A 25939-nucleotide genomic window follows, 5' to 3' on the forward strand; every position below is an offset into this window, starting at 1 on the left:
GCTCACCCGCAACCGCGACGCGACGGCAACCTCGGCGAACCCCTGCTCAAACAACGCTACCGCCTGCTGCGCTGCCCCTCAGACAACAAACTTCGTGGATGCATACAACTGCTCCCCGGGAATCGGAACTGAATTTCTCAGTCCAACTCCCGGGGAGCAGTTCAGGCATCCGCCCCCTTCGGGTTCGGTCGGGTCAGTCCTGCCCGAGCGTGCCCAGGTACAAGCCGATGACTTTCGGGTCGTTCAGCAGGTCGCGACCGGTGCCCGTGTACGCATCGCGGCCCTGGTCGAGCACGTAGCCGCGGTCGCAGATCTGCAGGCAGCGGCGGGCGTTCTGCTCGACCATGATGGTCGTGACGCCCGCACGGTTGATCTCCTTGACACGCAGGAACGCCTCGTCCTGACGCACCGGCGACAGCCCCGCGGAGGGCTCATCGAGGAGCAGGACGTGCGGCCCCATCATGAGCGCACGGGACATGGCGACCATCTGGCGCTCACCGCCCGAGAGGGAGCCCGCCCGCTGGCCGAGTCGCTTGCCGAGCTCGGGGAAGATCTCGGTGACGAACGCCAATCGCTCCTTCAGCCCCTTGGGCTTCTGGAAGAGGCCCATCTCGAGGTTCTCCTGGATCGTGAGCGAGGGGAACACGTTGTTCGTCTGCGGCACGAAGCCGACGCCCTTCGCGACCAGCTTGTTCGCCTTCTGGTTGGTGATCTCCTCGCCGTTCAGGCGGACGGCGCCCTCGCGCACCTTCACGAGTCCGAAGATCGACTTTAGGAGCGTCGACTTTCCGGCGCCGTTCGGTCCGATGATGCCGATGAGCTCGCCCTGCCTCGCAAGGAGGGAGCAGGAGTTCAGGATATTCACGCCGGGCAGGTAGCCCGCCGTGACCGTCTCGACCTCGACGACCGGCTCGGCGACGGGTTCGAGCACGGCGCCGGCGGTGGGTTCACTGTTCGTCATCGATGAGCTCCTTCAAGACCTCGACGTGCTCGGTGTCCGTTGCGCCGAGGTCGGCGTCGTGGTGGGCGCCGAGGTAGGCGTCGATCACGGCCGGGTCCTCCATGACCGTGTGCGGGTCGCCCTCTGCGACGATCTTGCCCTCCGCCATGACGAGGACCCAGTCGGCGATGTGGCGCACCATGTGCATGTCGTGCTCGACGAAGAGCACGGTCATGCCCTGCGACTTCAGGTTGAGGATGTGGTCGAGCAGGGACTGCGTGAGCGCCGGGTTGACGCCCGCCATCGGCTCGTCGAGCATCACGAGCGTCGGGTCGCTCATGAGCGCCCTGGCCATCTCGAGGAGCTTGCGCTGGCCCCCGGAGAGGCTCGCCGCATAGTCGTCCTTCTTGGTGTCCAGCTTGAACCGACCGAGGAGTTCGACCGCCTTGGCGTCGATCTCGTCCTCCTGCTTGCGCCAGATGAATGGCAGCAGCGAGCGGAACAGGTTCTCGCCCGACTGCCCCTTCGCACCGAGCTTCATGTTGTCCAAGACGGTGAGGAGGCCGAGCGCCTTGGTGAGCTGGAAGGTGCGGATGAGCCCCATGCGCGCCACCCGGTAGGCGGGCACGTGCGCGAGCGAACGACCGTCGAACTCCCACTTGCCCTCGTCGGGCTTGTCGAAGCCCGTGAGCAGGTTGAAGAACGTGGTCTTGCCGGCACCGTTCGGGCCGATGAGGGCCGTGATCGCACCGCGTGGGACCTCGACGTGCTCGACGTCGACGGCGGTGAGGCCGCCGAAGGTGCGCTTCACACTGTCGGCGATGAGGATCGGGTCGACCTTGCGGCAGCCCGGGCCCGCGTCGCCCACGTGGAGGCCCGTGGTCTTCACCGGCTTGGACGTGGGAGTGACGTTACTTGACAAAGGCCAACTCCTTCTTGTTTCCGAAGATGCCCTGGGGCATGAACACCACGATCAACATGATCGCGACGCCGACAAGGATGAACCTGAGCTGGCCGGCCTGCACCTGCGACATGAAGGGGAGCCAGCCCGCCTCCACCGCACGGGCGACGAAGCCCGAGAAGAAGGAGATCAATACCCAGAATATCATCGACCCGATGACCGGCCCCAGGATCGTGGCCGCTCCACCGAGCAGCAGGATCGCGTAGACGAAGAACGTGAGCGACGTCTGGTAGTTCGCCGGCACCACCGCTCGCGGCATGATGAAGATCATGCCCGCGATGGTCCCGTACACGCCACCCAGGATGAGGCTCTGCATCTTGTACGAGTAGACGTTCTTGCCGAGGGCGCGGACGGCGTCCTCGTCTTCCCGGATGCCCTTGATGACGCGGCCCCAAGGGCTGCGCATGATGAGCCAGGTGATCACGGCGAAGATGACCACGAGCGTCCAGCCCACGATGCGGATCCACCAGTCGAACGCGTTGTACGTGAACGGGCCGAAGCCGTAGCTGCCAGGTGGAATCGGGTTCAGAGCTGCGAAGCCGTCCTTGTAGCCCTGCAGGCCGCTCGCCGAGCCCGTGAGCGCGTCGAAGGTGTTCGTCGTGAAGATGAGCCGCAGGATCTCCGCCGCGGCGATCGTGACGATCGCGAGGTAGTCGGCCCGGAGGCGCAGCGTCGGAATACCGAGGATCAGGGCGAAGATCACGGATGCCCCGACGGCCACGAGCACGGCCGCCCACACGGGGAACCCGAACGAGAGGATGGAGATCGCGTAGCCGTATGCGCCGAGGGCGATGAAGCCCGCCTGACCGAAGTTCAGGAGGCCCGTGTAGCCGAAGTGGATCGCCAGGCCCAGGGCGGCGAGTGCGTAGGCCGCGGTGGTGGGGCTGATGACCTCCTGCGCCGCGTTGGAGAAGATTGCAAGCCAATCGATCATGTTCGGTCCTCCTTAGCCGATTCTCTCGCGGCGACCGAGGATGCCCTGCGGTCGGAACAGCAGCACGAGGATCAGCACGATCAGTGCGCCCACGTACTTCATGTCGGATGGCAGCCACAGCGTCGACATCTCGATGAAGATACCCACGACCAGGGAGCCCACCAAGGCGCCGAACGCAGTGCCGAGACCACCGAGCGTGACCGCGGCGAAGATGAGCAGCAGGATCTGGAAGCCCATGTCCCAGCTCACGCCCGGCCGGAAGTAGGCCCAGAGGATGCCGGAGAGGCCGGCCAGCGCCGCACCGGTCACCCAGACGATGCGGATGACGCGGTCGACGTCGATGCCGCTCGCCGCGGCGAGGCTCGCGTTGTCGGACACCGCGCGGGTGGCCTTGCCGAGGCGCGTGCGCAGCAGGAAGTACGCGACCGCGAGAAGCACCACGATGCTCGTCGCCATGCTCGCGACGTCGATCCAGGAGAGCGTGATCGGCCCGAGGTGGATGTCGGACGGGATCGTCGCGCCCGGCAACTGCCTGGTCGAGCCGCCGTAGAAGAACTGGTAGGTGTACCGGATCGCGAGCGACAGGCCGATGCTCACGATCATGAGCGGGATCAGCGCGACCCCTCGCCGCCGGAGCGGCTTCCAGATCACGGCATCCAACGTCCAGCCCAGGCCGGCGCTCAGCACGATGGCGATGATGATCGCGAGCCAGATCGGCAACGCGAGATCCACGCCGAACGTGAGCACCATCAAGGCGCCGAACGTGACCATCTCGGCGTGGGCGAAGTTCGAGAGCCCAGTCGTGCCGAAGATCAGCGAGAGCCCGATCGCCGCAAGGGCGAGGAGGAGTCCGAAGTTCAGGCCGTTGATGAACCGGATGAGCACCTGCGCCGAAAAGTCTGTGGTGGTTCGCTGACCCTCGCCGAGGAAGAAGTTCACCGCCCTGAGCTTGGTGAGCCCGAACTCGGACGTGACGGTCGCCTCGCCCTCGGCGACGACGACGCCCTCGGGGAGGGTGTCCTCGTCGAGCGTGATCTCGTACTCGCCCTTCTCGGGGACGCCGATGCGCCACCTGCCGTCGGCGTCCGTCTCGGTCTCGGCCTCGAAGCCGCCGCCCTCGACCGTGATACGAACGCCTTCGATCGGTTCATCCTCGAAGGTCACGTTGCCCGTGAAGAAGTACTCGAACTCCTCTTCCTCGGATGCCGCTGCGCCCGTACTCCCATCCTCCGCCATCGCAGGGGACGCTGCGATGCCGGACAGAGTGAGTGCGGACAACAGGATTCCGAGGAGGATGAGCCACCTCCCGGGTGACCGTGTGGCGACTGATTGCGTGGGTTCCACTGCACCTCCAAGGGTCCCGGAGGCTGTTGGCCTTCCCGGTCCGGTCTTTCCCATCGACGTCATCGTCGACAGTACGTGCCGATTATGTCCCAAGTGTTTCATCCATGAGCACAATGGCCCTCGATTGTTATCCGTGGAATGCCTGCCGCGCAAACTCGCTTAACATTGAATATCCCCGCGAGGCCTCCACTCCGGGGTGCGCACCCCGACTTCGGAACGAAGGGAAGAGATGGATCAGGCAGATCCGTTCGGATTCACAGGACTGACCTACGACGACGTCCTGCTGCTGCCAGGTCACACCGACGTGATCCCGAGCGAGGCCGACACGACCTCGCGCCTGACTCGCCGCATCGACGTCGCGACGCCGCTGCTGTCCGCCGCGATGGACACGGTCACCGAGGCGCGCATGGCCATCGCCATGGCCAGGCAGGGCGGCATCGGCATCCTGCATCGCAATCTCTCCATCGCCGAGCAGGCCGACATGGTCGACCGCGTGAAGCGCAGCGAGTCGGGCATGGTCTCGAACCCGGTCACGACGACGCCCGACGCCACGGTCGCCGAAGTCGACCGGTTGTGCGCGACCTACCGCGTGAGCGGCCTCCCCGTGGTCGACGGCGAGGGCGTGCTGCTGGGCATCATCACGAACCGCGACATGCGCTTCGTCTCCGACTTCGAGAAGCCCTCGACGTATGTGCGCGACGTGATGACGAAGATGCCGCTCATCACGGGCCGCGTCGGCATGGACCCCGACGAGGCGATCGCCATCTTCGCGCAGCACAAGGTGGAGAAGCTCCCCCTGGTCGACGGCGCGGGCCGCCTCACCGGCCTCATCACGGTGAAGGACTTCGACAAGTCCGAGCAGTACCCGAACGCCACGAAGGACGCCGAGGGACGCCTGCGCGTGGGCGCGGCCATGGGCTTCTTCGGCGACGCATGGGAGCGTGCCGAGGCGCTTCGCGACGCGGGCGTCGACGTGCTCGTCGTCGACACCGCCAACGGCGAGAGCGCCGGCGTGCTCGACATCATCCGCCGCCTCAAGTCGGATCCGAGCTTCGCCCACATCGACGTGATCGGCGGCAACGTCGCCACACGGGAGGGCGCGCAGGCGCTCGTCGACGCGGGTGCCGACGCCGTGAAGGTGGGCGTCGGTCCAGGCTCGATCTGCACGACGCGCGTCGTCGCAGGGGTCGGCGTGCCCCAGGTCACCGCCGTGTACGAGGCGTCGAAGGCCACGCGGCCGGCGGGTGTTCCGCTCATCGCGGACGGCGGCCTGCAGTACTCCGGCGACATCGCGAAGGCGCTCGTCGCCGGTGCCGACACCGTGATGCTCGGCTCGCTCCTCGCGGGCACGGCCGAGAGCCCGGGCGAGCTCGTCTTCCAGAACGGCAAGCAGTTCAAGACCTATCGCGGCATGGGTTCGCTCGGTGCGCTCCAGACCCGCGGCAAGAATACGTCGTACTCCAAGGACCGCTACTTCCAGGCGGACGTCCCGTCGGACGACAAGCTCATCCCAGAGGGCATCGAGGGCCAGGTGCCGTTCCGCGGCCCGGTGTCGGCGGTGGCGTACCAGCTCGTCGGCGGACTGCGTCAGTCGATGTTCTACGTCGGCGCCCGCACCATCCCCGAGCTGAAGGAGAAGGGCAGGTTCGTGCGCATCACGCCGGCCGGCCTGAAGGAGTCGCACCCGCACGACGTGCAGATCGTCGTCGAGGCGCCCAACTACACTCGCTGACGGTCAGCGTGGCGCGGCGGAGCCGCGACACGCTTCCGTCAGAAGGGCGGCAGCCGTAGCGTTCGCGACGCGCCAGCGTTGCGAAGCGTGCCGCGGCAGACCCAGGACGAGACGCCGACGCACTGGTGCGGGACGGGTCGGCCGGTTTCGAGCTGCCCCTCCGCGGCTCCTCAACGAGCGACTCTTGCCTCCGCCAGCCGCGTCACCGCCTCGTCCAGCACCTCCGGCGTGCACGCGAAGTTGAGCCGCGCATGCCCGCGGCCGACGACCGCTCCGAACTTGGGTCCCGGCTCGAGGGCGACCCTGGCGTGCTCCAGTGCGTAGGAGGCGGGGTCGTCGCCCCAGCCGAGCGCCGTGAGGTCGAGCCACGCGAGGTAGGTGGCGTCGGGCATCCGGTAGCGCACGCCGGGCAGCTCCTCGGCGAGGAGGTCGGCGAGGAGCCGCCGATTGTCGTCCAGGCTCGCGAGCACGCCGTCGAGCCACGGACCGCCGTCCCGGAACGCGGCGATCGAGGCGAGCGCCCCGAACTGGCCCATGCGCCATTCGACCTCGTACGGGAAGGACGTCCTCACGCGGTCCCCGCGTTCGCTCGCCGTGACGACGAGGGCGCACTTCAGTCCCGCGAGGTTGAAGGCCTTGCTCGCGGCGGTGACGGCGATGCCGTGATCGCGGGCGGCATCCGAGACCATGAGGAAGGGCGTGTACGTCGTGCCCGGCTGCACCAGCGGCCCGTGCACCTCGTCGGCGACGATCGTCACGCCGAACCCCGCTGCGAGATCGGCGAGGGCGGCGAGCGAGCCGCGGTCGGGCACCCAGCCGATGGGGTTGTGCGGGTTGCACAGGATCATGGCGCGGGCGCCCCCCGCGAAGGCGGCCTCGATCCCGAGCAGGTCGAACTCCCAGCCCTCGTCGATCCCGCCGGCCATCGGGACTTCGACCACGCGGCCGCCGGCCTCGGTGACGAGGTCGAAGAACGGCGGGTAGATGGGCGAGGTGATGACGACGCCGTCCCCGGGGTTCGTCACCCGCCGGAGCACCTCGACGATCCCCAGGCTGACGTCGGCAGTGCAGGTGACGCGAGCGGGGTCGACGTCCCAGCCGAGCCTCGACGCGGCGAACCCCTGGAACGCCTCGGCCACGGGCCGGCTGCCCGCGTTGTACCCGGTGTCGGAGCGGTGTACGGCCGCGATGAGGGCATCGGCGATCGGCTCGGCGAGGGGGTAGTCCATCTCGGCGATTGGCAGCGGCAGCACGTCGGCGGGGAACGTCCGCCACTTGGAGCTCGTTCTCGTCCGCAGGAGATCGATCGGGTCCGCGGCGATGCGTTGCATATTCCCAGCATGCCCGATCGTCGGCGCGGCGGCACGGACGATTCGATGGTGGCGCCGGATGCCCCGCGGCGGTAGTCTGATCGGCTGCCCCAGTGCGCCGCGGCCGATGCCGTGAATCGAACGGAACACCCATGGGCTTCATCGACGTCAACGGCGTCTCCCTCTCGCTGCCGGACGGCCGGCCGCTGCTCACCGACCTCGCGTTCCGTGTGAGCGAGGGGCGCACCACCGCGCTCATCGGGGCGAACGGGGCCGGCAAGTCGACGCTGCTGCGCGTCATCCGCGGCGAGCTCAGGCCCGACGAGGGAAGCGTGCAGGTCGACGGCGGGCTCGGCGTGATGGACCAGTTCGTCGGCACGGGAAGCACGACGCCTGGGGTCGCGCAGACGGTTGCCGGCCTGCTCGTGTCGGTGGCGCCTCGACGGGTGCGCGACGCGGCGCTCGAGCTCGAGGCATCCGAGGATGCGCTCATCGAACGCGACGACACCACGACGCAGATGCGGTATGCGACCGCGCTCGCCGAGTATGCGGAGGCCGGGGGCTACGACCAGGAAGTCGTCTGGGACCACTGCACGATGGCCGCGCTCGGGATCCCTTTCGAACGGGCGAGGTGGCGGGATCTCGTCAGCCTCTCGGGCGGAGAGCAGAAGCGGCTCGCGCTCGAGGCGCTGCTGCGCGGGCCCGAGCAGGTGCTGTTGCTCGACGAGCCCGACAACTCGCTCGACGTGCCCGGCAAGCGCTGGCTCGAGGCCGAGCTGCGCTCCACGCCCAAGACCGTGCTGCTCGTCTCGCACGACCGCGAGCTGCTGGCGCGCGCGGCCGACCGCATCGTGACGCTCGAGCTCGGGGCAGCCGGCAACACCGCATGGGTGCACGGCGGCAGTTTCGAGGGCTACCACGAGGCGCGCGAGGAGCGGTTCGCACGGCTCGACGAGCTGCGCAGGCGGTGGGACGAGCAGCATGCCGCCCTGAAGACGCTCGTCGCGACGCTCAAGGTGAAGGCGAAGTACAACGACGGCATGGCCTCGCGCTACCAGGCGGCGGTGACGCGCCTGCGCAAGTTCGAGGAGGCCGGTCCGCCCGAGGAACGGCCGCCGGCGCGCGCCGTCTCCATGCGACTGCGCGGGTCGCGCACCGGCAAGCGCGCGGTGGTGTGCGATGGCCTCGAGCTCTCAGGGCTCATGAAGCCGTTCGACCTCGAGGTCTGGTACGGCGACCGGGTCGCGGTGCTCGGTTCCAACGGCTCCGGCAAGTCGCACTTCCTGCGCCTGCTCGCGGGCGGCGGCACCGAGCCCGACCGCACCCTCGGGCACGTCACGACCGTGGGCGAGACGCTCGCCCACGTGCCGCACGAGGGTCGCGCCGTGCTCGGCGCGCGGGTCGTGCCGGGATGGTTCGCGCAGAACCACGAGCATCCGGAGTTCCGCGGGCGCACACTGCTCGACATCCTGCATCGCGGCGACGCGAACCGCGAGGGCATGGCGCGCGAGGCGGCGAGCTCCGCCCTCGACCGGTACGGCCTCGCGGCATCCGCCGGGCAGCGGTTCGAGTCGCTGTCGGGTGGTCAGCAGGCGCGGCTGCAGATCCTGTTGCTCGAGCTCTCGGGCGCCACGCTGCTGCTGCTCGACGAGCCCACCGACAACCTCGACCTCGTCTCGGCGGAGGCGCTCGAAGATGCGCTCTCGCGGTTCGACGGCACGGTGCTCGCGGTGACGCACGACCGCTGGTTCACGCGCAGCTTCGACCGGTTCGTGGTGTTCCGCTCCGACGGCGAGGTCGTCGAGACGGATGCCCCGGCCTGGGACGAGGCGCGGGTCGCAAGGGAGCGCTGAAGGTCAGCCGTAGGCAGGGGACCCGTTCGCTAGGGTTGAAGGGTGACCCAGGAGATCGAGATCGGCCGCTCCAAGCGGGGCCGTCGCGTCTACGCGTTCGACGACATCGCCATCGTGCCGAGCCGGCGCACGCGCGACCCCGAGGACGTCTCGGTCGGCTGGTCGATCGACGCCTACCAGTTCGACATCCCGTTCCTCGCGGCCCCCATGGACTCGGTGGTGTCGCCGCGCACGGCGATCATGATGGGCCAGCTCGGCGGCCTCGGCGTGCTCGACCTCGAGGGGCTCTGGACCCGCTACGAGGACCCCGAACCCGTGCTCGTCGAGATCCGCGGCCTCAGGCCCGAGCGGGCGACGGCACGGATGCAGCAGCTGTACGCCGAGCCCATCAAGCCCGACCTCGTGACGGCACGCCTCGCCGAGATCCGCGCGGCCGGCGTGACCGTCGCCGGCGCGCTCTCGCCGCAGCGCACGCAGGAGCTCTACGAGACCGTCGTCGCTGCCGGCGTCGACCTCTTTGTCATCCGGGGCACCACCGTGTCGGCCGAGCACGTCTCGAAGAACGTCGAGCCGCTGAACCTCAAGAAGTTCATCTACGAGCTCGACGTGCCGGTCATCGTGGGCGGCGCGGCCACGTACACGGCCGCACTGCACCTCATGCGCACGGGCGCGGCGGGCGTGCTCGTCGGCTTCGGCGGCGGCGCGGCGTCGACCACGCGTGCGACGCTCGGCATCCACGCGCCCATGGCGACGGCGGTGGCGGATGTCGCGGGCGCGCGTCGCGACTACCTCGACGAGTCCGGCGGCCGCTACGTGCACGTCATCGCCGACGGCGGAGTCGGCAAGTCGGGCGACATCGTGAAGGCCGTCGCCTGCGGCGCCGACGCGGTGATGCTCGGGGCCGCCCTCGCGCGCGCGACCGACGCCCCCGGAGGCGGGTACCACTGGGGCGCAGAGGCGCACCACACCAAGCTCCCGCGCGGCCAGCGCGTGCACGTGGGCCAGGTCGCCTCGCTCGAGGAGGTGCTCTACGGGCCGGCTCCCGCCGCCGACGGCACCGCCAACCTCGTGGGCGCGCTGCGCCGTTCGATGGCGACCACCGGGTACTCCGACCTCAAGGAGTTCCAGCGGGTCGAGGTCGTGGTGGCGCCCTACACGGGGGCCTAGGAGTCGAGGCGCCCGCTGCGCGGGCTCCTCCACCCGACGGATTCGAGACGCCCGCTGCGTGGGCTCCTCAACCCGCGGAAGCTCGGGTAGCGTGGAACCCGATCACGCGTCCGCCTGTGCGGTCGCGGGGATGGGGAGCGACGATGGCGACTCAGAGGTCGGCGACTCGGAAGTCGGTGGCGCGTTCGACGAAGCTCGGGCCGGAGGAACGCGACGCCGCGATCGCGCGCCTCAAGCAGAAGGAGCTCGACATCCTGGTGGTCGGCGGCGGCATCGTCGGCACCGGTGCCGCGCTCGACGCCGTGACGCGCGGGCTGTCGACCGGCCTGCTCGAGGCCCGCGACTGGGCGTCGGGCACGTCGAGCCGTTCGTCGAAGCTCGTGCACGGCGGCATCCGCTACCTCGAGCAGCTCGATTTCCGGCTGGTGCGCGAGGCGCTCATCGAGCGCGGGCTGCTGCTCCAGCGCATCGCCCCGCACCTCGTGAAGCCCGTGCGCTTCCTCTACCCGGTGCAGAAGCGCGTCTTCGAGCGGTTCTATGTCGGCGCGGGCATGATGCTGTACGACATCTTCAGCTACACCGGCGGCAGGCCGCCCGGGGTCCCGCACCACCGGCACCTGTCGAAGCGCCAGGTGCTGCGCGCCATCCCGTCGCTCTCCCCGAATGCACTCGTCGGCGGGCTGACGTACTACGACGCCCAGGTCGACGACGCCCGGTACGTGGCATCCCTCGCTCGAACCGCCTCGTTCTACGGTGCGCACGTCGCGAGCCGCGTGAAGGTCGAGGGCTTCATCAAGGTCGGCGAGCGCGTCGTCGGTGTGAAGGCGCACGACCTGCAGACCGACGAGCACTTCGAGGTGCGGGCGAAGCAGGTCGTGAACGCCACCGGCGTCTGGACCGATGACACGCAGCGCATGGTGGGCGAGCGCGGCACCTTCAAGGTGCGCGCGTCGAAGGGCATCCACCTGGTGGTGCCGCGCGACCGGATCCAGTCGGCGATGGGCATGATCTTCCGCACCGAGAAGAGCGTGCTGTTCGTGATCCCGTGGGGCCGCCACTGGCTCATCGGCACCACCGACACCGACTGGAACCTCGACAAGGCCCATCCCGCCGCCACCGCCGCCGACATCGACTACCTGCTCGAGCACGTGAACGCCGTGCTGAGCGTGCCGCTCACCCGCGAGGACGTGGAGGGCGTGTACGCCGGCCTGCGGCCGCTGCTCGCCGGCGAGAACGACCAGACGTCGAAGCTCTCCCGCGAGCACATCGTGGCCCACACCGTGCCCGGGCTCGTGGTCGTGGCGGGCGGCAAGTGGACCACCTATCGCGTGATGGCGAAGGATGCGATCGATGCCGCGGCCGACGCGCTCGACGGTCGCGTGCCGCCGTCGACGACCCAGGAGATCCCGCTGCTCGGCGCTGAGGGATACCAGGCCGCGTGGAACAAGCGCGGCAAGATCGCCCGGGCGTTCGACGTGCACAAGGTGCGCATCGAGCACCTGCTGAACCGCTACGGCACGCTGACCGACGAGCTGCTCGACCTCATCAGGTCGGATGCCGCGCTCGGCGAGCCCCTCCCCGGCGCCGACGACTACCTCGGCGCCGAGGTGGTCTACGCGGCCTCGCACGAGGGCGCCCTGCACCTCGACGACGTGCTCGCCCGACGCACGCGCATCTCGATCGAGGCCTGGGACCGTGGCGTGTCCGCCGCCCCGGTCGCCGCGAAGCTGATGGGCGGCGTGCTCGGCTGGGACGAGGCGCGGGAGGCGCTCGAGGTCGAGCGCTACCTGCAGCGCGTCGCCGCGGAGCGCGCGTCGCAGGAGCAGCCCGACGACGAGTCCGCCGACCGGGTGCGGCTCGAGGCGCCCGACATCGTGAAGGTGGACTGATCCCGCGCGGCTAGACTGGGGCGGACGCACTCGAGACCGAGGAGTCCGCGCCATGGTTGATGTCCGCCGGGTCACCCTCCCCGGGGTCGGCGTGCTGCACTCCATCACGACGGCCGACGGCGCCGAGGTGGCGGTCGTCGCGCACCGCACGGGCAGGAGCGATCTCGTGAGCCGCCCTGCCGGTGCACGCGACGACGACGAGGCGATCACGGTGCGACTCGAGGAGGAGGAGGCGCACACGGTCGCGGAGCTGCTCGGCGGCACGCGCATCGTGGAGTCCATCGCCGAGCTCGACGAGCTCCCCGGCGTGCCGATCGACTGGGTGACGATCGACGCTGAGGACGCGATCGCCGACCGCCCGCTCGGCCAGGTGCCCGCGGCATCCGGGGTGGCCATCGTGGCCGTGGTGCGCGACGACCGCGCCCACCCATCGCCGGCGCCCGACTTCATCGTGCGCCCCGGCGACACGATCGTGGCCGTCGGTCCCACCGAGGGGATCGAGGCCGTCTTCCGCGCGATCCACGAGGGTTCGGCCGGGGGCTCCGAGGCCTGATGCTCCAGATGATGCTGCGCCCCAGGTGGGTGCTCGCGCTCCTCGCCGCCCTCGGCATCGCCGCCGGCTTCGCTCTGCTCGGCCAGTGGCAGCTCGCGCGGGCGGTCGAGCAGGCGGTCGTCGAGGAACGACCCACGGAGGAGGTGCGGCCGCTCGCCGACGTCGCCGCCCCCGACGGCCCCACCGAGCAGGCGGCCACCGGCCAGCGCGTCGAGGTGTCGGGCACGTTCGTGGCGGGCGACACCGTGATCGTCGAAGGGCGGCTGAATGACGGCGTCGCGGGCTACTGGCCGGTCGCGCACCTCGAGGTGACGGATGCCGAGCCAGGCGGCCTGCCCGTCGCGCTCGGCTGGGCGCCCGACCTCGATACCGCGCGAGAGGCCGCTGACCGCTTCGACGCCGCCGCAGGTGGCGAGGTCACGGTGGTCGGGCGCTTCCTGCCGAGCGAGGCGCCCATGGTGCCAGACGAGGACGCCGACCCGTTCTCGATGCAGACCGTCGCCGTGGCGCAGCTCATCAACCTGTGGGCGGACTACGACGACCGGCCCGTGTACTTCGGCTACGTCACCGCGGCCGATCCGCCGGCGGGCCTCGACGCCATCTCGTCGCCGCCGCCCGAGGAGTCCGTGGAGCTCAACCTGCTCAACGTGTTCTACGCCGTGGAGTGGGTGGTGTTCGCGGGGTTCGCGATCTTCCTCTGGTACCGGCTCGTGCGCGACGCGGTGGAACGCGAGCGCGACGAGGCGGAGCCCGAGGCGGAGCCCGCGGCATCCGGTGCTGCCGAGGGCACCGACTGACGGATGCGACATCCGTTCCGCCCGCGGCGAACTCCGGCCCCGGCGACCGCGCCCGGGGTGATGATTTCCGTGTGACCAGCGAAGACCCGCTCGACGCCTACTCGGCCGTCGTCACGCGCGTGGCGCGCGAGGTGCTGCCGAGCGTCGCGAGCCTCGCCGTGCGGTCGTCGCGCGGTGGGGGCGCCGGGAGCGCGAGCGTGATCTCCGACGACGGCGTGCTGCTGACGAGCGCGCACGTCGTGGCCGGCGCGCGATCGGCCGAGGCGACGTTCGGCGACGGCACCTCCGTGACGGTCGACGTCGTCGGCCGCGACGTGCTCTCCGACCTCGCCGTGCTCCGCGCGCGAGGAACGGTGCCGCCGCCGGTTCCGCTCGGCGACGCGGCCGGCCTTCGCGTCGGGCAACTGGTGGTCGCGCTCGGCAACCCGATGGGACTCGCAGGCAGCGTGACGGCTGGCATCGTCTCGAACCTCGGTCGCTCGCTGCCCACCGCGTCGGGCCGGGTCATCGACGAGGTCATCCAGACGGATGCCGCGCTGAATCCCGGCAACTCCGGCGGCGTCCTCGCCGACGGCATGGGGCGAATGGTCGGAGTGAACACCGCGGTCGCCGGGATCGGGCTCGGCCTCGCGGTGCCGATCAACCGCGCCACGCGCGACATCATCTCCACGCTCACGCGCACCGGCCGGGTGCGCCGCGCGTGGCTCGGCATCGTCGGCGCCCGCGTGCAGCTCTCGCCCGAGCTCGCCGCGCGGATCGGCTCGCCGACCGGGCTGCAGGTCGCGGGCGTCGCCCACGACAGCCCCGCCGATCTCGCGGACGTCCACCGCGGCGACATCGTGGTGTCGCTCGACGGGAACGACGTCGTGACGTCCACCTCGATCCAACGACTCATGGTCGAGGACGCGATCGACCGCCGGCTGGAGATGACGGTGTGGCGCAACGGAGCGCTCGTCGACGTCTTCGTCGTGCCCAGGGAGCTCGTCGACGCGCCGTAGACTGGACGCATGCCCCTCGAGCCGAAACTCGCCGATCTGCCGCGCATTCGCGGGGCGCTCCGCTTCTACCAGGTGGCCGCGGTCATCACGGGCGTGCTGCTGCTCCTGCTCTGCGCCGAGATGATCATGAAGTACGCGTTCGGGCTGGAGCTCGAGCTCGGCGGATCGCAGGGCTTCCTCGCCTTCGTGCCGGGCGACACCGTGACGGCGGTGAACCTCTCCACGGGCATCCTCATCGTGCACGGCTGGTTCTACGTCGTGTACCTGTTCAGCGACTTCCGGCTGTGGAGCCTCATGCGCTGGCCGTTCACTCGGTTCATCGTCATCGCCCTCGGCGGCGTCGTGCCGTTCCTCTCGTTCATCCTCGAGGCGCGATTCGGGCGCGAGGTCGGGGCGTACCTCGCGTCGCGCGAGTCCGAGGCCGCGTCGGCCGCGTCGGCCGGGTCCACCGCGGCATCCGGGCCGGATGCCTCGACCAGCACCAGCGACACCGTGGAGGCCCAGCAGTGACCGACCAGCCCGCCGCGCAGCCGGCCGAACAGCCGACCGAGCAGCGCCCCGTCCTCGTCGTCGACTTCGGGGCGCAGTACGCCCAGCTGATCGCGCGGCGCGTGCGAGAGGCATCCGTCTACTCGGAGATCGTGCCGCACACGATCACCGCCGAGGAGGTGCGCGCCAAGAACCCCGTCGGCATCGTGCTCTCGGGCGGACCGTCGTCGGTCTACGAGCAGGGGGCGCCCGCGCTCGACGAGGGCATCCTCCGGCTCGGCGTTCCGACGCTCGGCATCTGCTACGGCTTCCAGGTGATGGCCCAGCAGCTCGGCGGCGAGGTCGCGCACACCGGCCACCGCGAGTACGGTTCGACCGCCGTCACCGCACGCACCGACGACGACAACGCGTTGCTCGCCGGCCAGCCCGAGGCGCAGACCGTGTGGATGAGCCACGGCGACTCGGTCTCCCGCGCGCCCGAGGGCTTCGAGGTGCTGGCCTCGACCGCCACGACGCCTGTCGCGGCGTTCGCGAACGACGAGCAGGGCTTCTACGGCGTGCAGTGGCACCCCGAGGTGAAGCATTCCGAGTTCGGCCAGCGCGTCATCGAGAACTTCCTGCATCGCGCCGCGGGCATCCCCGCCGACTGGAATTCGGGCAACGTCATCGCCGAGCAGGTCGAGCGCATCCGTGCCCAGGTCGGCTCGGCTAGGGTCATCGCGGGCCTCTCGGGCGGCGTCGACTCCGCGGTCGCCGCCGCGATCGTGCACGAGGCGGTCGGCGACCAGCTCGTCTGCGTGTTCGTCGACCACGGCCTGCTCCGCAAGGACGAGCGCCGGCAGGTCGAGGAGGACTACGTCGGCGCGACGGGCATCCGGCTCGTCACCGTCGATGCGGCAGGCACGTTCCTCGACGCGCTCGCCGGGGTGACCGACCCCGAGCAGAAGCGCAAGATCATCGGCCGCGAGTTCATCCGCGCCTTCGAGCAGGCCGAACGCGAACTCGTCGCCGAAGCGGATGCCTCGGGCGAGCCGATCCGCTTCCTCGTGCAGGGCACGCTCTACCCCGACGTCGTGGAGTCGGGCGGCGGCACGGGCACCGCGAACATCAAGAGCCACCACAACGTCGGCGGCCTGCCCGAAGACCTCCAATTCGAGCTCGTCGAGCCGTTGCGCACCCTCTTCAAGGACGAGGTGCGTGCGATCGGCCGCGAGCTCGGACTGCCCGAGGCGATCGTCGGTCGCCAGCCGTTCCCGGGGCCGGGCCTCGGGATCCGCATCGTCGGCGAGGTCACGCGCGATCGGCTCGAGGTGCTGCGCGAGGCCGATGCCATCGCGCGCGCCGAGCTCACCGCCGCCGGACTCGACCAGCAGATCTGGCAGTGCCCGGTGGTGCTCCTCGCCGACGTGCGCTCCGTTGGAGTGCAGGGCGACGGCCGTACCTATGGCCACCCGATCGTGCTGCGTCCGGTCTCGTCGGAGGACGCGATGACCGCCGACTGGACTCGTCTGCCCTACGACGTGCTCGCACGCATCTCCAACCGCATCACGAACGAGGTGCCCGAGGTCAACCGCGTGGTGCTCGACGTCACGTCGAAGCCGCCGGGCACCATCGAGTGGGAGTGAGCGCGGCGGCGGTCGAGCAGCACCGCTCGCCCGGGGCCGTCAGCGATTCCGCGCGCGGAGCCGGGTGACGGCGACCGCGACGAGCAGGCAGCCGACGCTGAAGAGCACGCCGTGTGCCGTGCGCATCGCGGGCGGGGCGAAGAACTGCGGCAGCACGAGCACGAGCCCGACCGCGAACACGACGCCCGTCCATGCCCATGGCGTTCCGGCGCGGAACAGCGCGACGGCGGCGAGCACGCCGGCCGCGGCGACGAACAGGAGCCCCACGCCGAACAGCAGGACCGCCATCGGCTGTTCGCGCAGCATCTGCACCTCGTCGAGGAGGAGGCTCGCGTCGTCGCGCTCGAGGGCTGTCTCGGCGAAGGTGCGGATGCCGAAGATCTCGGCGCCGTAGTACAGCGACGCGCCGGCTGCGCCGATCCACGCGAGCGCGGTCGCCCAGGTGAGGAGGGTCGCTCCGCGGCCACCGTGAGCGGCGGACAGGAGGCGCCGCAGTCCCAACAGCGCCGGCGCGAGCAGGCCGAGGGCTGCGATGCCGGCGAGGTGCGAGAAGATCCAGGCGTCGGATGCCCAGGCTGCGGCGAGGTCGTCGGACGACACGGGAAGCTTGTCGGCCCACGGACGCAGCAGCGGGAAGAGCGCCCAGAGCACGCCGGCGGCGGCGAACGCGACGGCGGTCCAGCGCGCGACGGCCGGCGACGGGGCCCGGGTCGGGTCGGCGACGGCGACGGCGGGTGTTGTGGTTGTGGCGGACATGGCAATTCTCCTATGGGCGTGAGGGGATGGACGAGGCGGATGGGCCGCGAGCCGGTGAGCTCGCGAGTCCGCGGAAGCCTTCGACGAGCAGCTCGACGAGCATGTCGAAGCTCCGGTCGAGGTCGTCGGGGAGTCGGAACCCCCCGGCGAGCTCGATCGAGACGAACCCGTGCAACGCCGAACGTGCGGCGCGCACCGCGTCGATCGCGCTCGACTCGGGCAGGCCGAAGCCCTGCAGCACGGCGGCGATCACGCCGACCACGCGCGCGGCCTCGGCTCGGAGCTCGGCCTGCTCCGGGTCGTCGGGGTCGGGCCCGGCCTGCACCGCCGCGTACCGGCCCGGGTGGGCACGGGCGAAGTCGCGCATGGCGATCGCGAGCGAACGTAGCGCGTCGGCCTCCGACCGGCCGATGCTCGCCGCCGCGCACACGGCCGCGAACTCGCGGGTGCACCCGAGCGAGACCGCCTGTCGCAGCCGCGCGAGCGAGGCGATGTGCTTGTAGAGGCTCGGGGTCGCAACGCCGGCGGCCGAAGCGACCCGCGCGAGCGAGAGGTCGTCGAATCCCGTCGGCCCGCCCTCGTCGACCTGTCGCAACGCGATGCGCACGACCTCGTCGCGTGACAGGCCGGCCCTAGCCATGGTCGGCACCGAGACATCCGAAGCTCATGTCCATAGCGTAACAGCTAATTACATTAGCCAGCATGTCGGCGCAACATCTCGTCGTCGTACAGGCGGGCCACGGTCCCATCCTCCCCGACGGGCGGCCGACCTCGCGGGTCACACATCCCATGTGCCGGGGGTGTCACGGGCTCCCTCGGGAGCCTGTCGAAGGGGCGAGCGCGACGGGATGTTGCACCGGTTCGAGAGGCTCTGGCAGTGATGCTGAAATGGCATCAATGCCAGAGTCTGCCGGGGCGTGAAGTCCGTCGCCTGCGGGAGCGAGTCAGACTTCCCATGTGCTGGGGTGTCGCGCGGCGAGGGCTGGTTGGTCCGGCCAGGCGGAGTGCTCGGTGCAGTCCGATGACCCTGCGATGCGCCTCGACGTCTGCCGGCTGCCGGGGTCGACTCGGCGAGACGTTTCCCGCCATGATCGTGGCATGGGTGTGGTCGAGGATACGAAGCTGACCGTGGTGGGCGCCGGGGGTGTCGGCACGAGCCTCGCGTACGCGGCGCTCATCCGGGGCGCGGCGAGCGAGGTGGCGTTGTACGACATCGCGCGGGAGAAGGTCGAGGCCGAGGTGCTCGACCTCGTGCACGGCACGCAGTTCACGACGTCGACGGTCACAGGGGGCGCGGACCTCGGGGTCGTCGAGGGGTCGCACGTCGTCGTCATCACGGCGGGCGCGAAACAGCAGCCGGGGCAGACGCGGCTCGAGCTGGCGGGCACGAACGTGCGGATCCTCGAGGGACTGCTGCCGGCGCTCCTCGAGCGGGCGCCCGACGCGGTGTACGTGCTCGTCACCAATCCGGTCGACGTGGTCACGGTCGCGGCGCAACGCATCTCGGGCCTGCCCGCGCACCGAGTGTTCGGGTCGGGCACCGTCCTCGACACCTCGCGCCTGCGGTGGTTGCTTGCGAGACGCGCCGGTATCACCACGTCATCGGTGCACGCCGACATCGTGGGGGAGCACGGCGACACCGAGTTCCCGCTCTGGTCGAACGCTCGTATCGGGCCTGTGCCGATCCTGGAGTGGCGCGGCGGCGAGCCGTTCACGCGTCCCGAGCTCGACAAGATCGCCCATGAGGTGCGGGATGCCGCGTACACGGTCATTCGCGGCAAGGGCGCTACGAACTACGCCATCGGCCTCGCGGGCGCGCGCATCGTCGAGGCGGTGGTGCGCGACGAGCGGGCGGTGATGCCGGTGAGCACCGTACTCGGGGGCATCCGCGGCGTCGATGGCGTCGCCCTGTCGATTCCGAGCGTCGTCGGCGGCGACGGTGCGTTCCCGGTGGCCGAGACGCCGATGTCGTCCGACGAGGCGGCTCTCCTGCGGGCGTCGGCCGACGCGATCCGTGCGTCGCTCGAGACGCTCGGGCTCTGATGACGCAGACCATGAGGCAGATCTCCCTTCGGCTCTCCCGTGAGGTCGGCCGCCCCGCGAGCGAGGTCTGGGCGGTGGTTGCCGACTACGACAACGACCCGCTCTGGCGCGCCGGCGTTGCGACGATGGCCCCTGACCCATCGGGAGTCGTCGGGGTCGGCACGACGACGCGAGAGGTCATGCGCTTCGCAGGCCAGACGTACCGCAATGGCGGGGTCGTGACGAGCGTCGATCTCGGACGGGCATTCACGTGGCGGACGACGTCGGGCATCGATGCGGAAGGCGGGCGTTCCGTCGAGCCCGTCGACGCGCGGAGCTGCGTGTTCACGTTCCACGTGCGTATCCGGCCCCGCAGTGCGGAGCGCTGGTTCGCCCCGCTCCTGAGGTGGATGCTCGTGCGCGCGATCCGGGCGGACATCCGGCGACTTGAACGACTCGCACGCGACTGAATCCGGCCGGGAAACGCAGAACGGCCGCCCGAAGGCGGCCGTTCCATGCGCGGCACGAGCGCCGCGGCATCCGTTTCGCTAGTCGCGCGCGATCGCGAGGAAGCGGAGGATCTCGAGGTACAGCCAGATGACGGTGACCATGATGCCGAAGGCGCCGGTCCAGCCGTACTTCTTCGGGGCGCGGTGGCGAACGCCCTGCTGGATCATGTCGAAGTCGAGCACCAGCGAGTACGCGGCCATGATGATCACGAGCACGCCGATCACGAGGCCGAGCGGAATGCCGAAGATGTCGGCGCCGAGGAGGCCCCACGGGTCGTCGTTCACGCCGGTCCAGATCAGGATCATGTTGATGAGCGAGAACACGAGGTAGCCGACCATCGCGATGAGGAAGACCTTGGTGGCCTTCTTCGATGCGCGCACCTTGCCGCTCGCGAAGAGCGCGAGGGTGACGCCGAACACGGCGATCGTGCCGATCACCGCCTGGGCGATGATGCCCGAGTACGCGGTCTCGTAGATCAGCGAGATGCCGCCGAGGAAGATGCCCTGGGCGCCGGCGTAGGCGAGGATCAGCGCGGGCGACGGCTCGCGCTTGAAGATGTTGACGAGCGCGAGCACGAACCCGACGATCGCGCCGGCCCAGAACACCCACGGCATGGTGGGCGTCAGCAGCCACCCGACGGTGGCGCCGACCAGCAGCACGGCGAACGAACCTGCGGTCTTCGCGACGGTGTTCTCGACGGTCATGACCTCGCGGTCGGGCAGCGTCGCCGGCTGGTTGTACAGGTCCTGGAGCTGTTGCGCCGACATGTTCTGTGCGGCTGCGACGGCTCCCTGCTGCGAGAAGGCGGGATTCCGCGAGAATGCGGGATTGTCGAGAGCCATGGGTTCCTCTGCTTTCGGCTGTCGTCGGTGCGGGAGACAGGCGACCGGATGCGGCATCCGTGCCGGCATCCAATCTACCGGTCGTAGCAGTGATAACGCCCTGAGTCTTCGGCGGATTCCCGCGTATCCGCGAGGCGCGTGGCTACGCTTGGGCGCATGCTGCACGACTCCGCCGCGCACCCCTTCGTCATCGGTCATCGCGGCGCGTCGGGCTACAGGCCGGAGCACACGCGCTCCGCCTACGAGCTCGCGTTCGCGCTCGGCGCCGACGCGGTGGAGCCCGACATCGTCGCCACGCGCGACGGCGTGCTCGTGCTGCGGCACGAGAACGAGATCTCGGGCACGACGGATGTCGCGGGGCGCCCCGAGTTCGCGTCGAAGCGCACCACGCGCGAGGTCGATGGCAAGCCGATCACCGGCTGGTTCACGGAGGACTTCACGTGGGCCGAGCTCTCGACGCTCCGCGCGCGGGAGCGGCTCGGGGCGCTGCGCCAGGCGAGCGCCAGCTTCGACGACCGCTTCCCGCTGATCCGGCTACGGGACCTGTTCGAGCTCATCGACAACGCCGCCGACGAGCAGGCCCGCCTGCTGCGCATGGTGGCGGAGTTCAAGCACGCGAACCACTTCGCCGCGCTCGGGCTGCCGCTCGACGAGCTGTTCGCCGCCGAGCTCGACGACGCCGGGTGGGGCGGCGGCGACGAGCGCCTCATCATGGAGGCGTTCGAGCTCGACGTGCTCGACCGGCTCGGCGCACGCGGCATCCGGGGACCGCGCGTGTTCCTCGTGGAGGCGACGGGGTCGCCCGTCGACGTGGTGCTCGCGGAGGGGCGGGCGGCACCGAGATTCGACGACTTCGTGAGCGAGGCGGGGCTGCTCGGCCTCGCCGGGCGGGTGCACGGGGTGAGCGTCGACAAGGCCCGGCTGCTCGGCGCGGCGCGGCGGCCCGGGCCCCTGTTCGGCTCGGAGCTCGTCGACGCCGCCCACTCCGCGGGGCTGCAGGTCTTCACGTGGACGCTCCGTCCCGAGAACCGGTTCCTCGCAGCGGAGTACCGGCGCGGCACGATGCGATCGGCGTACGGCGACTGGCTCGGGGAGTTCCGCCGGGTGATCGACGCCGGCGTCGACGGGATCTTCGTCGACCACCCCGACCTCGGCGTGGAGGCGCGTCTGGCGTGATGCGTCCGTGACGGCGCGGACGGGCGCCGCTGTCGGATGCCACGCCTAGACTTGACAGGACATGACGCTGATCCTCGACCCCGACGACCCGGCCGGCTGGCGCGAGGCGCCCACCGCACCGTCCGCCACCGCGAGCTCCCGCCTCACCGACGGGTTGAACCCCGAGCAGCGCGAGGCCGTGGAGTACCGCGGGCAGGCGCTGCTCATCGTCGCGGGCGCGGGCTCCGGCAAGACGCGCGTGCTCACGCACCGCATCGCGAGCCTCATCGAGAGCCGCGAGGCATGGCCGAGCCAGATCCTCGCGATCACGTTCACCAACAAGGCCGCGGCGGAGATGCGCGAGCGTGTCGAGGCGCTGCTGGGCGAGGGCGCGAGCGGCATGTGGATCTCGACGTTCCACTCGGCGTGCGTGCGCATCCTGCGGCGTGAGGCCGAGGCCATCGGGCTCACCTCCACGTTCACCATCTACGACTCGGCCGACCAGCGCACGATCCTGAAGCGCATCATCAAGGAACTCGACGCCGACACCATGGGGTTCACCCCCGCGGGCGCGCAGGCGCGCATCTCGAAGCTGAAGAACGAACTCGCCGACGTCGAGTCGTTCGCGCGCAACGCGAACACGAACGACCCCAACGAGGTCATGTTCCTCGAGATCTTCCGGCAGTACACGCGACGACTGCGCGACGCGAGCGCGCTCGACTTCGACGACCTCATCGCCGAGACGGTGTACCTGTTCCGCGCGTTCCCCAAGGTCGCCTCGCTCTACCAGCGGCGGTTCCGGCACATCCTCGTCGACGAGTACCAGGACACGAATCACGCGCAGTACGCGCTCATCCGCGAGCTCACCCAGCCGGTGCCGGCCGATCGGGTGGTCGAGATGGAGCAGCACGGCGTCAACGTCGCCGCATTGACGGATGCCTCGGGCGGCATCCCCGGCGCGAGCCTCACCGTCGTGGGCGACTCCGACCAGTCCATCTACGCCTTCCGCGGAGCCGACATCCGCAACATCGTCGAGTTCGAACGGGACTTCGCCGGCGCGAAGGTCGTGCTCCTCGAGCAGAACTATCGCTCGACGCAGAACATCCTCTCCGCCGCGAACGCCGTCATCGCGAACAACTTCGATCGTAAGGAGAAGAATCTCTGGACGGCCGACGGCGCTGGCGAGCAGATCACCGGCTACACCGGTTACACCGCGCACGACGAGGCGCAGTTCGTCGCCGACGAGATCGAGGCCCTGCACCGCGCGGGCGTCGCCTACCGCGACATCGCCGTGTTCTACCGCACCAACGCGCAGACCCGTGCGCTGGAGGAGATCTTCGTGCGCTCGGCGCTGCCCTACCGCGTCATCGGGGGCACGAAGTTCTACGAGCGGGCCGAGATCAAGGATGCGATGGCCTACCTCATCGCCGTCGCGAACCCCCTCGACGAGCTCGCCCTTCGTCGCATCCTGAACACGCCGAAGCGCGGCATCGGCCCGGCCACCGAAACCGCACTTGGGAGTTTCGCCGAGCAGAACGGCATGTCCTTCAGGCAGGCGATGCGCGCCGCCGACGGACTCGGCCTTGGGCCGAAGGTCACCGGCGCGATCACGAACCTCGCGAACGTGCTCGACGAGGCGGCCGCGATGCTCGTGCCGTCGGCCGCTGCACTCGCCGCCGGCACGAACGAGGGCGCCTCGAAGGTCTCCGACGTGCTGGTGTTCCTGGTGGAGCGATCGGGACTCCTCGACACCCTCCGCAACAGCCGCGACCCGCAAGACGAGACCCGCGCCGAGAACGTCGAGGAGTTCGTGGCCCAGACCCGCGACTTCGACCGCGAGAACCCGGGCGCCACGCTCGTCGACTTCCTCACCCAGGTGTCGCTCGTCGCCGCCGCCGACGAGATCGACGACGCATCTGGCACCGTGTCGCTCATGACGCTGCACACGGCGAAGGGGCTCGAGTACCAGGCGGTGTTCCTCACGGGCCTCGAGGAGGGGCTGCTCCCGCACCAGATGTCGGCGTCGGAGCCGGGCGGGCCCGCCGAGGAGCGCCGCCTGTTCTACGTCGGCATCACCCGCGCACGCAAGCGGCTGTTCCTCTCGCTCGCCATGAGCCGGGCGCAGTTCGGCGAGGTCGCCGTGGCGATGCCGTCGCGCTACCTGCAGGAGATCCCCGAGGGGCTCATCGACTGGAAGCAGTCGCCCGGCATGGCCACGTCCCGTGGCGGCACGCAGCCGCGCGCCCTCAACGCGCGCCGCGGACACGGCCAGGGCGGCGCGTGGGGGACCCGCGACCGCGACCTCGAGCGGTTCAGCGTCACGAAGAGCGCCGCGCCCAAGACCGAGTGGGCGAATCGCGTCACCGGCACGGTGCGCGACAACGGCGACCTCACGCTCGCGGCCGGCGACCGCATCCGGCACGTCGACTTCGGCGAGGGGCGGGTCACGCAGGTCACCGGAGAGGGCACCAAGCGCATCGCGCACGTGGCGTTCGACAACGCCGGGCAGAAGAAGCTCCTGATCAAGATCGCGCCGATCGAGAAGCTCTGACCCGTCCTTCGGCCCTCCTCACGCGGCCCGAGACAGGTCCGCGCGGGTCGCTCCGCCCACGGCGGCGGACACTGCCGCCGAGATCGCCGAGGCGTCCGCGGACGCGGCCCACCGCGCGACCGGCCGACCGTCGGGCCGGACCAGCACCAGGCCGTCGGCGCCGACCTGCAGGACGTCGGCGGTCGCCTGGTCGATGACGTGCACGACGACCGGGACGCCGTGCAGCTGCCCCAGCGGCACGTGCGCCTGCGGACCCGCGAGCACGGTCAGCCCGTCGCCGAGCAGGTCGAGCGTGGAGGTGCGCCCGTCGGGCAGCCAGCTGTGCGGGATCCGGTCGGCGATGTCCTCCAGGTAGTCCTGGGAGACGTCACGCTGGTCCGCCGCGATCGCCGAGCGCTGCATGTTGCGCAGGCCCACCGGCCGGCGCTCCGCCTCGAACGATTCGAGCAGCGACTCGCCGGCCCACCCGCGCAGGACCCAGCCGAGCTTCCAGCCCAGGTCGTACCCGTCGTGGATCGCCGTGTTCATCCCGGCGGCCCCGCGTGGAGTCATGCGGTGCGCGGCGTCGCCGATGAGGAACACCCGGCCCTCACGGTACCGATCCGCGATCTGGGCGGCGAACGTGAAGTCACCGGTCCAGGCGATCTGCGGCTCGAGGTCTGGCACCCCGGCGCCCGCGCGGATGAGTTCGACGAGGCGCTCCGTCGGATAGTCGGCCCGCGTCTCGCGCGTGGGGTCCCACGTCATGGAGAAGACCCAGCGGTCGTGGCGGTCGGTGGGGAGGAACACCCACGGTGGCCCCTGGCGCGTGAGCATGTAGAGCCCGTGCCGACGCTCGCCGACGACGTCGGCGAGCGGTGCCCGGAAGAGCACGGCGAGATAGGCGCCCAGGTCTCCTGGGCCCTCCATCGTGATCCCGGCGTGGCGACGCACCGTGCTGTGGGCGCCGTCGGCGCCGATAACGTACTCCGCGCGAATGGTCGATGACTCGGCGCCCTCGCGGAGCGTCACGGTGACGCCGTCGTCCTCCTGGTCGAGCGCGATCAGCTCGGTGCCGAGCCGGACCGACGTGCCGGGGAGCGAGAGCAGGTGTTCCATGAGCACGGGCTCGAGGTGGTCCTGCGGGGCGACGACGCCGGTCGTCGGGCTGAGCGAGGCGGCGACCTCGTCCGACGGGAAGCCCATCGGGGTCTCGATGCCCTCAGCCGACGCGAGGGTGCGGCCGATCCATCCCGTGGGGCTGACGTCGATCGCGCCTGCGCGGACGGCGTCCTCCAGGCTCCAGGCGCGCATCAGCTCCATCGTGCGGAGGTTGATGCCGGTCGCACGGGGGAAGGGGGAGAGGGCGGTCCGGCGCTCGACCACGAGCGTGCGGACGCCATGGTGAGCCAGGGCGATGGCGGCGGTGAGCCCGGCCGGGCCGGCTCCGACGACGATCACGGCGGGTGCTTCGGTGGTGTGCATGATGCGGATCTTCCTGTGTCGTATTTCATCGGACAAGATGTCTTTCA

At 70.2% G+C, this 25939-nt stretch carries 22 protein-coding genes; 13 read left to right on the forward strand and 9 right to left on the reverse strand.

The features are described from left to right. Window positions 1-193 precede the first annotated feature (193 nt). From ASG80_RS20720 to ASG80_RS20735, 4 genes are read right to left on the reverse strand one after another with little or no spacing between them, the layout of a single operon-like run. Window positions 194-961 (reverse strand): ABC transporter ATP-binding protein, encoded by a 768-nt coding sequence (locus ASG80_RS20720; RefSeq protein WP_056734342.1) that lies wholly within the window; start codon window positions 959-961, stop codon window positions 194-196. Next, a complete protein-coding gene (locus ASG80_RS20725; RefSeq protein ID WP_056734344.1) occupies window positions 948-1862 on the reverse strand; it encodes an ABC transporter ATP-binding protein in 915 nt (304 codons plus the stop codon). Before ASG80_RS20725 ends, ASG80_RS20720 begins: the two co-directional genes overlap by 14 nt. Further along, a complete protein-coding gene (locus ASG80_RS20730) occupies window positions 1852-2832 on the reverse strand; it encodes a branched-chain amino acid ABC transporter permease (protein WP_056734655.1) in 981 nt (326 codons plus the stop codon). The genes ASG80_RS20725 and ASG80_RS20730 overlap by 11 nt, the downstream gene beginning before the upstream one ends. Before the next feature lie 15 nt (window positions 2833-2847). Continuing rightward, complete coding sequence (locus tag ASG80_RS20735) at window positions 2848-4071, reverse strand: branched-chain amino acid ABC transporter permease (protein WP_235508431.1); 1224 nt, start codon at window positions 4069-4071, stop codon at window positions 2848-2850. Window positions 4072-4408: 337 nt separating this feature from the next. Between ASG80_RS20735 and guaB the strand changes: the two genes are divergently transcribed. Continuing rightward, a complete protein-coding gene (gene guaB, locus ASG80_RS20740) occupies window positions 4409-5911 on the forward strand; it encodes an IMP dehydrogenase (RefSeq protein WP_056734345.1) in 1503 nt (500 codons plus the stop codon). A 170-nt stretch (window positions 5912-6081) separates the two neighbouring features. Here guaB and ASG80_RS20745 read toward each other — a convergent pair whose 3' ends face one another. Then, window positions 6082-7242, reverse strand: a complete 1161-nt coding sequence (locus ASG80_RS20745; RefSeq protein ID WP_056734347.1) for a MalY/PatB family protein — start codon at window positions 7240-7242, stop codon at window positions 6082-6084. 131 nt (window positions 7243-7373) lie between these two features. On the opposite strand from ASG80_RS20745, the gene ASG80_RS20750 reads away from it, so the two are divergent. From ASG80_RS20750 to guaA, 8 genes are all read left to right on the forward strand, one after another. After that, complete coding sequence (locus tag ASG80_RS20750) at window positions 7374-9074, forward strand: ABC-F family ATP-binding cassette domain-containing protein (RefSeq protein ID WP_056734349.1); 1701 nt, start codon at window positions 7374-7376, stop codon at window positions 9072-9074. A gap of 42 nt (window positions 9075-9116) precedes the next feature. Beyond that, a complete protein-coding gene (locus ASG80_RS20755; protein ID WP_056734352.1) occupies window positions 9117-10241 on the forward strand; it encodes a GuaB3 family IMP dehydrogenase-related protein in 1125 nt (374 codons plus the stop codon). A 143-nt stretch (window positions 10242-10384) separates the two neighbouring features. Then, window positions 10385-12130 carry a glycerol-3-phosphate dehydrogenase/oxidase gene (locus tag ASG80_RS20760; protein ID WP_056734354.1) on the forward strand — a complete coding sequence of 582 codons (1746 nt, stop codon included), beginning with the start codon at window positions 10385-10387 and terminating at the stop codon, window positions 12128-12130. A 52-nt stretch (window positions 12131-12182) separates the two neighbouring features. Then, window positions 12183-12683: a cation:proton antiporter regulatory subunit gene (locus ASG80_RS20765; protein WP_056734356.1), complete on the forward strand. Its 501-nt coding sequence runs from the start codon at window positions 12183-12185 to the stop codon at window positions 12681-12683. Next, the gene (locus ASG80_RS20770; RefSeq protein ID WP_056734359.1) at window positions 12683-13480 is read left to right on the forward strand and encodes an SURF1 family protein; all 798 of its coding nucleotides are present in this window, start codon (window positions 12683-12685) and stop codon (window positions 13478-13480) included. The genes ASG80_RS20765 and ASG80_RS20770 overlap by 1 nt, the downstream gene beginning before the upstream one ends. Before the next feature lie 71 nt (window positions 13481-13551). Beyond that, window positions 13552-14478, forward strand: a complete 927-nt coding sequence (locus tag ASG80_RS20775; RefSeq protein ID WP_056734361.1) for a S1C family serine protease — start codon at window positions 13552-13554, stop codon at window positions 14476-14478. Between the two features lie 9 nt (window positions 14479-14487). After that, window positions 14488-14988 carry a DUF3817 domain-containing protein gene (locus tag ASG80_RS20780; RefSeq protein ID WP_056734363.1) on the forward strand — a complete coding sequence of 167 codons (501 nt, stop codon included), beginning with the start codon at window positions 14488-14490 and terminating at the stop codon, window positions 14986-14988. Continuing rightward, on the forward strand, window positions 14985-16592 hold the full coding sequence (gene guaA / locus ASG80_RS20785) for a glutamine-hydrolyzing GMP synthase (protein ID WP_056734365.1): 1608 nt from the start codon (window positions 14985-14987) through the stop codon (window positions 16590-16592). Before ASG80_RS20780 ends, guaA begins: the two co-directional genes overlap by 4 nt. A gap of 39 nt (window positions 16593-16631) precedes the next feature. Here the strand turns inward: guaA and ASG80_RS20790 are convergent, their stop codons facing one another. Together ASG80_RS20790 and ASG80_RS20795 are read right to left on the reverse strand one after the other, a co-directional pair. Then, window positions 16632-17348 carry a hypothetical protein gene (locus ASG80_RS20790; protein WP_056734367.1) on the reverse strand — a complete coding sequence of 239 codons (717 nt, stop codon included), beginning with the start codon at window positions 17346-17348 and terminating at the stop codon, window positions 16632-16634. Window positions 17349-17358: 10 nt separating this feature from the next. Next, entirely contained in the window at window positions 17359-17988 is a 630-nt protein-coding gene (locus tag ASG80_RS20795; protein ID WP_056734368.1) for a TetR/AcrR family transcriptional regulator, read from the reverse strand. Window positions 17989-18446: 458 nt separating this feature from the next. On the opposite strand from ASG80_RS20795, the gene ASG80_RS20800 reads away from it, so the two are divergent. Both ASG80_RS20800 and ASG80_RS20805 read left to right on the forward strand, forming a co-directional pair. After that, window positions 18447-19391: an L-lactate dehydrogenase gene (locus ASG80_RS20800; protein ID WP_056734370.1), complete on the forward strand. Its 945-nt coding sequence runs from the start codon at window positions 18447-18449 to the stop codon at window positions 19389-19391. Next, window positions 19391-19840, forward strand: a complete 450-nt coding sequence (locus tag ASG80_RS20805) for an SRPBCC family protein (protein WP_056734371.1) — start codon at window positions 19391-19393, stop codon at window positions 19838-19840. Before ASG80_RS20800 ends, ASG80_RS20805 begins: the two co-directional genes overlap by 1 nt. A 78-nt stretch (window positions 19841-19918) precedes the next feature. On the opposite strand, the gene ASG80_RS20810 is transcribed toward ASG80_RS20805, so the two are convergent. Continuing rightward, the gene (locus ASG80_RS20810; RefSeq protein WP_056734373.1) at window positions 19919-20722 is read right to left on the reverse strand and encodes a Bax inhibitor-1/YccA family protein; all 804 of its coding nucleotides are present in this window, start codon (window positions 20720-20722) and stop codon (window positions 19919-19921) included. Between the two features lie 156 nt (window positions 20723-20878). Between ASG80_RS20810 and ASG80_RS20815 the strand changes: the two genes are divergently transcribed. After that, window positions 20879-21898, forward strand: a complete 1020-nt coding sequence (locus ASG80_RS20815; RefSeq protein WP_056734375.1) for a glycerophosphodiester phosphodiesterase family protein — start codon at window positions 20879-20881, stop codon at window positions 21896-21898. Window positions 21899-21959: 61 nt separating this feature from the next. After that, window positions 21960-24428, forward strand: coding sequence for an ATP-dependent helicase (locus ASG80_RS20820; RefSeq protein ID WP_056734377.1), 2469 nt, complete (start codon window positions 21960-21962; stop codon window positions 24426-24428). Window positions 24429-24446: 18 nt separating this feature from the next. Here the strand turns inward: ASG80_RS20820 and ASG80_RS20825 are convergent, their stop codons facing one another. Continuing rightward, on the reverse strand, window positions 24447-25892 hold the full coding sequence (locus ASG80_RS20825; RefSeq protein ID WP_056734379.1) for an FAD-dependent monooxygenase: 1446 nt from the start codon (window positions 25890-25892) through the stop codon (window positions 24447-24449). Window positions 25893-25939 lie beyond the last annotated feature (47 nt).

Origin of the sequence: Agromyces sp. Soil535 (assembly GCF_001428255.1) — a bacterium.
In the GTDB taxonomy this organism is placed as follows: Bacteria; Actinomycetota; Actinomycetes; order Actinomycetales; family Microbacteriaceae; genus Agromyces.